At 73.0% G+C, this 12203-nt stretch carries 8 protein-coding genes; 4 read left to right on the forward strand and 4 right to left on the reverse strand.

Annotated elements, in window-relative coordinates:
* Positions 1-15: 15 nt before the first annotated feature.
* The 4 genes from OG715_RS04320 to OG715_RS04335 form a co-directional block, all read right to left on the reverse strand.
* Positions 16-1446 (reverse strand): restriction endonuclease fold toxin-2 domain-containing protein, encoded by a 1431-nt coding sequence (locus tag OG715_RS04320; protein ID WP_266277248.1) that lies wholly within the window; start codon positions 1444-1446, stop codon positions 16-18.
* A gap of 196 nt (positions 1447-1642) precedes the next feature.
* On the reverse strand, positions 1643-2080 hold the full coding sequence (locus OG715_RS04325) for an ester cyclase (protein WP_266277246.1): 438 nt from the start codon (positions 2078-2080) through the stop codon (positions 1643-1645).
* Between the two features lie 94 nt (positions 2081-2174).
* Positions 2175-3545, reverse strand: a complete 1371-nt coding sequence (locus tag OG715_RS04330) for a carotenoid oxygenase family protein (RefSeq protein WP_266277244.1) — start codon at positions 3543-3545, stop codon at positions 2175-2177.
* Between the two features lie 154 nt (positions 3546-3699).
* Entirely contained in the window at positions 3700-5334 is a 1635-nt protein-coding gene (locus OG715_RS04335) for an FAD-binding oxidoreductase (RefSeq protein WP_266277242.1), read from the reverse strand.
* A 324-nt stretch (positions 5335-5658) separates the two neighbouring features.
* Between OG715_RS04335 and OG715_RS04340 the strand changes: the two genes are divergently transcribed.
* The 4 genes from OG715_RS04340 (at position 5659) to OG715_RS04355 (ending at position 12178) form a co-directional block, all read left to right on the forward strand.
* A complete protein-coding gene (locus OG715_RS04340) occupies positions 5659-6180 on the forward strand; it encodes a MarR family winged helix-turn-helix transcriptional regulator (RefSeq protein ID WP_266277240.1) in 522 nt (173 codons plus the stop codon).
* Between the two features lie 135 nt (positions 6181-6315).
* On the forward strand, positions 6316-6813 hold the full coding sequence (locus tag OG715_RS04345) for a hypothetical protein (protein WP_266277238.1): 498 nt from the start codon (positions 6316-6318) through the stop codon (positions 6811-6813).
* 52 nt (positions 6814-6865) lie between these two features.
* Positions 6866-7732: an NmrA family NAD(P)-binding protein gene (locus tag OG715_RS04350; RefSeq protein ID WP_266277236.1), complete on the forward strand. Its 867-nt coding sequence runs from the start codon at positions 6866-6868 to the stop codon at positions 7730-7732.
* A 438-nt stretch (positions 7733-8170) separates the two neighbouring features.
* Positions 8171-12178 carry a Pls/PosA family non-ribosomal peptide synthetase gene (locus tag OG715_RS04355; RefSeq protein WP_266277234.1) on the forward strand — a complete coding sequence of 1336 codons (4008 nt, stop codon included), beginning with the start codon at positions 8171-8173 and terminating at the stop codon, positions 12176-12178.
* Positions 12179-12203: the final 25 nt, after the last annotated feature.

Consider the following 12203-nt stretch of genomic DNA (forward strand, 5'->3'; position numbering starts at 1 on the left):
GCGGGGCAGGGCCGGTCAGGGTTCGATGCGGACGCGGCCGGTGACGCCCTGGGCGGTCATGAGGGACTGGAAGTAGGCGGAGGCCTTGGGGTCGTTCGTGATGAGTTCGAGGTGGTTGACCTTGTTCCGGGGGTCGTTCAGGGCCGATGCGTACTTCTCCAGCTTCTTCGACTCCCCCTCCATGGTGTTCTCGTAGGCGAACTCGAAGACCCCGTCGGCATTGTCCAGGCGGAACGGGCTCTTGCAGCTGTTCTGCTGGCCGATGTACTTGGCGTCGATCGCGGCGCCGTCCTCGGGGCGGACGCCGTCGGCGTCCATGCCGAGCTCGCGCCCGGTCGCCGGATCCGTCACACCGGTGTAGAGCCGGTACTCCGTGGACCCGGCCACCCTGACCTGGTAGGCCCGCCTCGCGTTGATCTTCGGGTCGGCCTTGGCCGGAGGCGCGGGCGCGTGGGGGCCGTTCGCCTGGAAGGTACGGCCGTCCAGCTGCATCCGCGCCATCCAGGCCCGGATGTCGGCCTGGTCCTTCGGGGGCAGGAGCGGGAAGGGGCTGGTCGGGTCGTGCGGCAGCGGCGGCATTCCCGCGGTGACGGTGAACGGCGGCGGCTTGGGGCCCGGCGCCGCCGCGGCGTCGCCCGCGCCGGCCAGCACCACGGCGGCGTCGGACCCGCCGAGCGTGAAGACCGTCAGTGCGATCCCGACGCCCGCGACGACGCCCGCGGTGACGGCGAGGGTCTCCAGGGTGTCGCGCAGGTCCTCCACCTCCTTCGCGTACGCCTCGCAGGCCAGTCCCAGCTTGAAGGCCGCGTTGGTCAGGCTGTTCAGCAGCGGGCCCTCGGTGGCACAACCGTCGTGCATCTTCGCCCAGTTCTGCGCGAAGCTCGTGACGGCGCTGGAGCTGCTGGACGCGGTGACCCGCTGCACCCTCTTGTCGCCCTCGACGCCGAGGCGGCTGACGAGGTTCGCGAAGGACTTCCAACCCGTCGCGGCCCGGCGGAGCTTGGCCGGGTCGCCCTGCGGCCAGAACTTCCTCAGGAGCTTGTGGATCGCGCCGCTGCCGTTGTGACCGACGGCGGACCGGAGCTTGGCCCTGGCCACCTCCTCGTCGCACCCGGGAGCGTTCGACGCCGGGAGTTTCTGCGGGGCCATCAGCGAGGCCGCGACATCGGCCTCGGTCCGGAGGTAGGAGAGTGCCATGGTGTACAGGCCGTTGGCGGTGCCGCCGAGTTGGCCGACGGCCGAGGCCATCGCGTCGACGAGCTTCTGCGCGGCGGGGTCGTACTCGGCGGCGAACTTCTTGCCGGCGTCGTCGTCACCGGCCATGCCCGCGACCTCGTCCATGGAGAACACGAGGCTGCGGTAGATCTGCGCGGCGTCGTTGTGAAGGTCGGTGAACCCGGAGGACGAGAGGATCATGTCCGCCGGCGTGACGTGGAAACTGGTCATCGAGCCCCCGATTGTCCGTCCTCGTTCACGGCAGCAAGGCCGAGCGCGGACGGGACGCTACCCGACGACGCGTCCCTTTTCACCCGTCACGGCAAGGGAGTTACCCGCGATGCAAGGGTGCGGCCGGGCCCGGTCCGCCGCCGCACTGTTACCGGTGCGGCGCCGACCGGGCCCGGGGCCGCGGGCTGCGGGTGGGTCAGGACAGTTCGCGGACACCGAGCTGCCGCACGAACAGCAGGCTGTCGGCGTTGGCCCAGTACTCGGCGAGCATGCCGTCCTTGACGAGCAGGGTGTCGGTGCCGGTGAAGCGGACGGCGTTGCCCACGGCCTCCTCGGGCGCGCCGGGGAAGCCTCCGGCGTAGGTGCCTTCGGCCGCCCAGCGGACCACCAGGTAGTCGTCGGTGACGATCGGACCGACCGTGATCTCGAAGCTGAGGTCGCGCAGGATCGTGTGGATGCCGGCGACCCAGCCGTTCAGGCCCTCCCGGCCGTGCACCGTGTCGTCGCCGGAGCCGGTGATGGGCGCGGCGTGCGCGACGAAGTCAGGGGCGATGATCGTGTCGGTCAGCGACAGATCGTTGTTCCACAGGGCCTTCCACGGCTCGGCGAGCAGGGCGTTGGTGGAAGCGGACATGGCCTTCTCCTTCGTGGTGCGGGTGACTTGCGGGGACATGTGGCATCGGTCGCGCCCGTCGGCGCAGCGGGTGGGGACCCTGTCGGCGCCCTGGTCAGGACGCGGTGGCGTCCAGGTCGGCGTCGGGGACCCAGGAGCCGTGGATTCCGGCGGTCACCCGTCGCGGCAGGTGGACGGTGGCGACGGTGTCGAGGCCGGAGGCGTCGAGGACCAGCAGTTGCGAGGCGTCCTGCTTGAGGTCGGAGACCACGGTGAGGAGGTAGCCGTCGTCCTCGCCGGTGGATCCGGCGGCGGGGACGAACACGGCCTCGCTCGGCAGCCGGGCGTCGCCGACCCGGTGGATGCGGCGGGCGCCGGTGGTGCGGTCGTACTTGGCGATGCCGTAGCCGCCGAAGCCCTTCTCGTCGGGGAAGGAGACGGCGTACTGGTAGCGGTTCTCGGCGCCCAGGTACGCCTCGTTGAGGGTCGGGAACTCCACCGCGAGGTCGTCGACGATGCGCTCGTCCACGCTGCCGGCTGCCGGGTCGATGACCCAGCGGCGGATGTAGGAGCGGGCGTTGGGCTCGGCGCCGCGTCCGGGGGCGCCGATCCACCAGTTCCAGGAGAGCCGGAAGCCCTCCTGGTCCACGGTGGGCCCTTCCAGCACGATGCGGCCCTCGTCGTCCTCGTAGGCGTTGGAGACGTGCAGCATGTTGCCCGGTTCGACGGAGTACCAGCGGATGTGGCGGGCGCCGTCGGCCCCCTTGGGCATGACGCCTATGCGGGCGGGCTGCCGGTCGCTCCAGCCGTAGGGGATGCCGGAGTGCTCGGTGGGGTCGAAGGTGACGTTGCCCTCGATGAACACCACGTGACGGCGGGTGATGGCGAAGTCGTGCTTGAGCGAGGCACTCGCCTGCGGAACCTCCGCGCTGTGGACGATCTCGCCCTTGGCGTCGCAGACGTAGTACATCAGGTAGGGCGGGAGGGGCGAGGACCCGAAGAAGTGGAGCTCACCCGTCACCGGGTCCTCCTTGGGGTGCGCGGTCATCATGCCGGACAGCTTGCCGTCGAAGTCGAACGCGCCGACCGTCTCCAGCTCGGGGGTCAGCTCGAAGGGGAAGTTCGACTCGCACAGCGCGAGCAGCCGTCCGGCGTGCTCGATGACGTGGGTTCCCGCCGCGCTGGCGGTGAAGTCGGGGCCCTTCTCGGTCATGTAGGGGGCGCCTTCGAGCGCGGGGGTGTGCACCCAGCGGTTGCGGTACCACTCCGCCCGCCCGTCCCGGAGCCGGATGCCGTGGACCATGCCGCTGCCCTTGAACCAGTGGGTGGGGGTGACGCCCGGCTTGGGGTTGTGGCCGTTGCGCAGCAGGCGGCCGGTCAACTCGGGCGGCAGGGTGCCCTCCACGGCGAGTCCGGTGGCGGTGATCTCGTCCGCGACGGGGGTGTAGTGGCCGTTCAGGTAGGGCTTCTTCGCTGTGTTCTCCATGCCGCACAGGTTCGTCCGGCGCGCTGTCCACTTTCCAGACCGGACAGCCACCGGACGCTGTCCGGCCCTGTCCACACCCGTCCGCCGGAGCCCACCCACCGGAGCCCACCCACCGGTGGGTGGGCTCCGGTGCGGACACGCTCTGCGGGTGCGGTCAGGACGGCAGGGTCACCGACTGGGCGTGGTGGAAGACGTTCTTGCGGTCCCAGATGTCCTTGGCCTTCTGCAGGCGGCGGTAGTTGGCCTTGTAGTACAGGCGCTGGTAGGCCGGCTGCTTGTCGGCGGTGGTGCCGAGGTCGACGTCCGGGTAGTTGACGTAGGCGCCGTCGGTATCGGTGTCGATCTCCGGGATGCCGCCGGTCGCCCGGTAGGTGTCCCGGTAGAGGCCGCTCAGGTAGGCCAGGTGGGCGGCGTCGGCGGCCCGGTCGGTCCAGTAGGTCTGGTACTGGAGCTTCATGACGGAGTCCCGCTGCGGGACGGCGGTCTCGGCGGCGCCCCGTGCGTTCACCCGGCAGCCGTAGGAGTCGATCTGGACCAGCGTCTGGGTGAGGTCGAGGCCCTCGACGTCCTTGGTGAGCCAGGTCCACCAGGCGTCGATCTGGATGGGGGTGAACGCCCTTCGGTGGTAGGCCGACTTGTACTTGCCGCGCTGGTTGGGGCCGGAGCCGTTGAGCGTCATGGTCGCCTGGAACCACGGCAGTCGGCGGCGCTTGTCCGGGTAGGGCAGGTAGAGCCCGCCGACGCCGTTGGTCTGCACGGTCGACCTGGCGCGCATGCCGTGCTCCACCCGGGCGAGGAACGCGTCCAGGGGCGCCGGGTCCTCCTCGTCCCACTGGCTGAACAGGACGACGTTCCCGTTCGAGTGGTGGGTGAGGTGGAGGATGGAGAACAGTCCGCGGTACAGCTTCTCCGCAGGGCCGCTGTGCTCCGCGAAGAAGGCGCCGAAGTTGTCCAGCAGGGTGCGGAAGTCCTCGGGGTGCTTGAGCAGGTCCGCCCACTTCCAGGCCACGCTGCTGAGCCAGACCCTGGGCGGCGGCGCCGGCAGCGCGTGGGCGAAGTGGTAGCGCAGCACCACGCCGAAGTTCCCGCCGCCGCCCCCGGTGTGGGCCCAGAACAGCTCGTACTCGGGCGAGCCAGGGGGATCGCCGCGGTGCGCCCGGGTCACCTCGACCGCGCCGCCCCGGACCGTCACCACGTCGACCTGGACCAAGTGGTCGACGGTCAGCCCGTGCCGCCGGGAGAGCAGCCCGTACCCGCCGCCGCAGATGTGGCCGCCCGCGCCGACCGAATAGCAGGACCCGGCCGGAATGGTCACGCCGTACTCGCGGAAGAGCGTGGTGTACACGTCCCAGTTGGTGGCGCCGCCCTCGACGGAGTAGGTGGCGCCGCCGTACTTGTCGGTTCCCGCCCCGACCCCGCGCAGTGTGCTGAGGTCGAGAATGACGCCCTTGTCGTTGTCGACGAATCCCTCGTAGCAGTGGCCGCCGCCGCGCACGGTCGGCCGCAGTCCTCGGTCGAGCGCCGAGCGCAGCTCCGCCACCGCGTCGGCCTCGTTGCCGACCAGCCGGATGTACGCCGGGCTGCTGCGCCAGCGCTGGTTGAAGCCCTGACTGAGCGTCTCGTAGCGGGAGTCCGGGGGGAGGACCGTCCAGCCCTCGGGCTGTTCGACGGGCCGGGCCGAGGCCGGGCCGGCGGCGCCGGCTGCCAGGCCGAGCGAGGTGGCGGAGGCTCCGGCGGCGACCATTCCGGTGCTGCCGAGGAAGCCGCGGCGGGAGAACTCGTTGCGCATTCCTGGGACCGCCTTTCCCGACTCCGACATATGGGCGGGCGAAGGCTAGCAAAAGAAGGTCAGGGAAATCCATCGTCCACAAACTAATGTGATCGCAGGCAGGCGGATTTTGGCCACGTTCGAACAATTGCCCAACGGCACTGGTCCGACCGGGACCCCCGCAAACAGCCGCACGGGTATGTACCAGCCGAACCCGAGCGCCGCCACAGTTCCGGTGACGCGAAGCCCCGGCCCGCCCCGCAGTCCGGAGCGGGACCGGGGTTTCCCGCTGTTCCGTTCGGCGAGGTACTTGACGAGAGATCAGTTAGGCGCCATATTACTTTCATGGCTCAGCAGCACCCGGCCGGAAACGGCGCACCCTCGCTCGACCAGGCCCGCCGACAGCTCTCCCGGTACGGCCTGGCCGCCGACCCTCAGGCGGTCCTGGTCGCGGCACGACTGATGGCCGCCGGAGCCCGGCTCGGCCAGGCCGGCGAGGCCCACTTCGCCCGCTTCGGCCTGTCCACCGGGCGCTACCGGCTGCTGGCCGAGCTGGAGGACCACGGCGGCGAGAAATCGCCCTCGCAGCTGGCGGCCGCACTCGGGGTCTCCCGCGCGACCGTGACCGGCCTGGTCGACGGCCTGGAGCGGGACGGCCTGGTCACCCGGCGCCCGTCCGCCGAGGACGGGCGGGGCAACGTGGTGATACTGACCGCGCGGGGCACCCAGCGGCTGCGCGACATGGCGCCCGAGCACTTCGACCGGATGCAGACGATGGTCGCCGGGCTGTCCATCGAGGAGCGTGCGGTCTTCCTCGACCTGCTGGGCAGGCTGGTCGAGGGCATGTCCGCTCTGACGGACGACTGACGGACGACTGACCGAAAACGGTCGGGCGGCGGACCGCCGCCCGGCCACCGGGCCGACCGCGCACGAGCCTTTTCAGCACCCCGTTGTTGGCCCACCGAACACCTATAATTAGCCTCCTAATCACTTGGACGATCCATGCCCGGCAGAACCAAGCAGCGCCCCACCACCCCCGACACCGGCACCGCCCCCACCCCCGACACCACCGCCCCGCCCCGCTTCGTGCTCTGGCGCGAGGTCCTGATCGCCTACGCCGCACCCGCCGTCATGGCCTCCGCCGGCGGCTTCGCCACCGGCCAGTCGGAGCTCAGGATCGCGGCCCTCACCACCATCGCCGGCACCTCGGCCCTGGTCGCCACCCTGGTCGGCCTCCGGCACCGGCGCCGGTCCGCCGACTCCTGGGCCGCCCGAGGGCCGGTCCCGCTGCTCTCCCTCGCCTTCGGCCTCGGCTGCGCCGTCGTCGCCCTCGCCCTCGGCCTGGCGGCCGCCGAGCTGCTGCCCCGGATACCGGCGCTGGCCGACAGCCCGTGGCCCGGCCGGCTGCGCATCGACCTCCCCCTGTCCGCCGCGATCGCGGCGACCATGACCACCTGGCGCTGGCGGGCCTCGCTCCCCCGCCGCCGGCGCGCCCACTGACCAGCTCCCGCACCAGCACCAGCACCATTCCTACCGAAGGAGCAGTACCAGCATGATCACCATCATGGGCGCGTCCGGCGCCACCGGCGGCGCCACCCTGCGCAGCCTCGCCGCCCTGGATGTCCCGGTCCGCGCCCTGAGCCGCGACCCCGACCGCCTGCTGGCCGGACTCGACCCGCACACCCGCGGCCTGGTCGAGGTGACGGCCGCCGACGCCGGCGACCCCGCCTCGATGCGCGCCGCCCTCAAGGGGACAACGCAGCTCTTCCTGACCATGGAGAACGGTCCGCGGCAGGTCGAGCACGAGCTGCGCACCGTGGACCTGGCCGTCGCCCTGGGCGTGGAGCACGTCGTCAAGGTCTCCGCGCCGGCCGCCGAGCCCGACTCCCCGGTCGCCGTCTCCCGCGGCCACCACCTGATCGAGCAGCGGTTGCGGGCCCACGACATCACCACGACCGTGCTCCGCCCGTACGCGTTCATGCAGAAGCTGCTGCTGATCGCCCCCGGGGTCTCCATCGCCGGGACGATATTCGGCGCGCTGGACGGCGTCCGGTGCAACTACATCGACTGCCGGGACATCGGCGATGTCGCCGCGGCGGTGCTCACCCGCCCCGACACGGCCGGCGGCGACATCCCGCTGACCGGTGGCCGGGCGTACAGCCACCCGGAGCTTGCCGAGCTACTGGGCACGCTGCGTGGCCGGCCGGTGCGCTCCGTGAACCTGCCGCCCGCCGAACTGCACGCCCACCTGGTCGCCCGGGCCGGGATGCCGGACTGGCTGGCCGCCCATGTGGTCGAGATCCAGCGGCTCGCCGTGGAGCGCCCGGAGAGCCCGGACGACGCCGCCACCCGGCTGATCGGGCGCGCTCCCCGTACCCTGGAAGCATTCCTCGGGGAGCACCTCGACGTGTTCCGCTGACCCGTCCGCACGGTTCCGCGACTTCCCGGAGCAGGCTCCGACGGGCCCGCCGCACCCCCGGCGGCGGGCCCGTCACCTCCGGAAAACAGCCCCGTCACCCCCGGGGAGCGGCCCCGTCGCCCCCGGGAAGCGGATCCGGATGTGGCATGGGTCACGGTCGGAAAATCGACCTGACGGACCGTCAAAACAGATGACGGTCCGTCACATCCGATCGAAGGAGCCTCAGTTGTGACCTGACGTGCCGTCAGATTCGGCCATTGAAAGGCCAGTTGGGCGGAGTGTCGGCCGGTGTGCGGTTCACCGGACCGGGCTACCATCGGTTGGGTTGTCCGCTCCGGCCCCGGAGTGGGATCACCCGGATCAGGCGAGTGCTCCCACCGCCCCCAAGGGCCGGAAGATCCATCGGCACGGGGCGAGACCTAGGAGCACACGCCACTGATGACAGCCGAACCCAGCCGGGACCCGGGCGCCGAGGCGCCCGCCGACGGCGGTACCACCGACCGGGACACCGCCGCCGAGAAGCAGGCCCACTACCCCGGCCGGCCGGCACCTGCCCCACGCACCCTGATCGACATCCTCGACGCGACCGCCCGGCAGTACCCCGCCGAGCCCGCCCTCGACGACGGCCGCACCGTGCTCGGCTACCGGGCCCTGGCCGCCGAGGTCGAGCAGCTGCGCCGCCGCCTCGCCGCCGCCGGCATCGGCCGCGGCGACCGGGTCGGCATCCGGGTCCCCTCCGGCACCAACGACCTCTACGTCTCCGTGCTCGCCGTGCTCGCCGCCGGCGCCGCCTACGTCCCGGTGGACTTCGAGGACCCGGACGAGCGCGCCCAGCTGGTCTTCGAGGAGGCCGCCGTCGCGGCCGTGCTCGGCGCCGAACGCGCACTCACCCTCACCGGCACGGCCCACGAGCCCACCGGCGCGGCCCACGAGCCGCTCGGGACCGGCACCCCCCTCCAGGCCCGCACGCCCCAGGCCCGCGAGCCGCTCGCCGACCCGGCCGGCCCCGGCGCGCACCGCCCCACCCCCGCCGACGACGCCTGGATCATCTTCACCTCGGGCTCGACCGGCCGCCCCAAGGGCGTCGCCGTCACCCACCGCAACGCCGCCGCCTTCGTCGACGCCGAGGCCGCGCTCTTCCTCCAGGACGAGCCGATCGGCCCCGGTGACCGGGTGATGGCCGGCCTGTCGGTCGCCTTCGACGCCTCCTGCGAGGAGATGTGGCTGGCCTGGCGGCACGGCGCCTGCCTGGTGCCCGTCCCCCGCTCCCAGGTGCGCAGCGGCGCCGACCTCGGCCCCTGGCTGGCCGAGCAGGAGATCACCGTGGTCTCCACCGTGCCGACGCTGGCCGCGCTGTGGCCGGCCGAGGCGCTGAACGAGGTCCGGCTGCTGATCTTCGGCGGCGAGGCCTGCCCGCCCGAGCTGGTGCAGCGCGTGGTCACCGAGGGCCGCGAGGTGTGGAACACCTACGGCCCCACCGAGGCCACCGTGGTCGCCTGCGGGGCGCTGCTGACGGGCGAGGGCCCGGTGCGGATCGGCCTGCCGCTGGACGGCTGGGACCTCGTCGTGGTCGACGAGGCCGGCGAGCCGGTCGCGCCCGGCGGGACCGGCCAGCTGGTGATCGGCGGTGTCGGCCTGGCCCGCTACCTGGACCCGGAGAAGGACGCCGAGAAGTACGCGCCGCTGCCCTCGATGGGCTGGGAGCGCGCCTACCGCAGCGGCGACCTGGTCCAGGCCGACCCGGAGGGCCTGCTGTTCCTGGGCCGCGCCGACGAGCAGATCAAGCTCGGCGGCCGCCGGATCGAGCTCGGCGAGGTCGACGCGGCGCTCCAGGCGCTGCCGGGCGTGGCCGGCGCGGCGGCGGCCGTGCGGACCGCGCGCGGCGGCAACCAGCTGCTGGTCGGCTACCTGGTGACCGGCGAGGGCTGGGACCGGGAGCAGGCGGTGCAGCGGCTGCGCGCCGAGCTGCCGGCCGCGCTCGTCCCGCTGCTGGCCCCGGTCGACACCCTGCCCACCCGCACCTCCGGCAAGGTCGACCGCAACGCGCTGCCCTGGCCGCTGCCCGACCTGGAGACCACCGGGCCGACCGAGCAGCTGTACGGCACCGAGGCCTGGCTGGCCGAGCAGTGGACGGAGATCCTCGGGGTGCCGGTGAGCGGCTCCCGGGAGGACTTCTTCGCGATCGGCGGCGGCAGCCTGGCCGCCGCCCGGCTGACCACCCTGCTGCGCGTCCGCTACCCGAACGCGGCGGTCCTGGACATCTACCAGAACCCGACGCTGCGCAAGCTCGCCCGGCACCTGGAGCGCAGTTCGGTCGGCACCGGCGAGGCCCGGACCGTCGACCCGGTGCCGACCCGCGCCAAGCTGCTCCAGCTGCTCCTGCTGGTCCCGCTGTTCACCGTGGTCGGCCTGCGCTGGACGGCGGCGGTGCTGGCGCTCGGCAATCTGCTCTCGCACCTGGACGGCTTCGCCTGGGCGCCGACCGCCTCCTGGTGGGCGGTCGTGCCGCTCGCGGCGGTGCTGTTCAGCCCGGCGGGCCGGCTGGCGATCGGGGCCGGCGGCGCCCGGCTGCTGCTGCGCGGCCTGCGGCCCGGCAGCTACCCCCGCGGCGGCGGCGTCCACCTGCGGCTGTGGGCCGCCGAGCGGCTGGCCGAGGTGAGCGGCGCGACCTCGCTCTCCGGCGCCTGGCTGGTCCGCTACGCGCGGGCGCTCGGCGCCAAGGTCGGCGAGGAGGTCGACCTGCACGCGCTGCCGCCGATCACCGGCATGCTCAAGCTCGGCCGGGGCTGCGCGGTCGAGGCCGAGGTGGACCTCAACGGCTACTGGGTGGACGGCGACCGGCTGGAGGTCGGCCAGCTCAAGGTGGGTCCGGGGGCCGTGGTCGGCACCCGGTCGACCCTGCTTCCGGGTGCCCGGATCGGCAAGGGGGCGCAGGTCGTGGCCGGCTCCAGCGTCACCGGTCACGTCCCGACCGGCCAGCGCTGGGGCGGCGCGCCCGCCGTCAAGCTGGGCCGGGCCGAGCGCACCTGGCCGAAGGAGCGCCCGGTGCGCCGGGCCCGCTGGTCCGCGCTGTTCGGCCTGAGCGGTACCGCGCTGAGCCTGCTGCCGCTGCTCCCGGCGGTGGCCGGCCTGGCGGTGCTGGTCCCGTTCGTCGACCCGGCGGACGGTCTGGGCGGCGCGCTCGGCGGCGCCCTGCTCGGCCTGCTGCCGGCCGTCCTGGCGTTCGGCGTGGTGTACGCGGCGCAGCTGGTGGCCGCGGTGCGGCTGCTGTCGATCGGCCTTGAGCCCGGTGTGCATCCGCTGTACGGCCGGGTCGGCTGGCAGGCCTGGACGGTCACCCAGCTGATGGACCAGGCCCGGGAGGTGCTGTTCCCGCTGTACGCGGGCCTGGTCACGCCGCTGTGGCTGCGGGCGCTGGGCATGCGGGTCGGGCGGCACGCGGAGGTGTCCACGGTGCTGGCGCTGCCGAGCCTGACCACGGTCGGCGACGGCGCGTTCCTGGCCGACGACACCCTGATGGCGCCGTACGAGCTGGGCGGCGGCTGGGTGCGGCTCGGTGAGGCGAAGGTCGGCGACCGGGCGTTCCTCGGCAACTCGGGGATGACCGCGCCGGGCCGCTCGGTGCCCAAGCGCGGTCTGGTCGGCGTGCTGTCGGCGACGCCGGCGAAGGCGAAGAAGGGCGGCTCGTACCTGGGCATGCCGCCGGTGCGGCTGCCCCGTTCGGCCGACCGGGCGGACCAGAGCCTGACCTACGAGCCGCCGACCCGGCTGCTGTGGGCGCGCGGGCTGGTCGAGGTGTGCCGGCTGGTGCCGGTACTGGCCTCGGGCGCGCTGGGCGCGCTGACGCTGGCCGCGCTGTCCTGGCTGGCCGTGGCGTGGTCGCCGGTCGCGGCGGCGCTGCTGTCCGGTCCGGTGCTGCTGGCGTCGGGCGCGGTGGCGTGCGCGGTCGCGGTGGCGGCGAAGTGGGTGCTGGTCGGCCGGTTCCGGGCGGTGGAGCACCCGCTGTGGAGCGGTTTCGTGTGGCGCAACGAGCTGGCGGACACCTTCGTCGAGGTGCTGGCGGTGCCGTGGCTGGTGGGCGCGGTGCCGGGCACCCCGGTGCTGAACCTGTGGCTGCGGGCGCTCGGTGCGAAGGTCGGGCACGGCGTGTGGTGCGAGAGCTACTGGCTGCCGGAGGCGGACCTGGTCACCCTCGGCGACGGGGTGTCGATCAACCGGGGCTGCGTGGTGCAGACCCACCTCTTCCACGACCGGATCATGCGGATGGATACTGTCGTCCTGCGCGAGGGCGCCACCCTGGGGCCCGGCGGCATCGTGCTGCCCGGCAGTACGGTGGGCGCGCGCAGCACGCTGGGTCCGGCCTCGCTGGTGATGCGTGCCGAGTCGGTGCCCGCCGACTCCAGGTGGCTCGGCAACCCGATCGAGGTGTGGCAGGCCACGTCCTGACCGCCGTCCCGGGGGGCCGGCCGGG

This window comes from Kitasatospora purpeofusca (assembly GCF_036010405.1).
Taxonomy (GTDB): domain Bacteria; phylum Actinomycetota; class Actinomycetes; order Streptomycetales; family Streptomycetaceae; genus Kitasatospora; species Kitasatospora purpeofusca.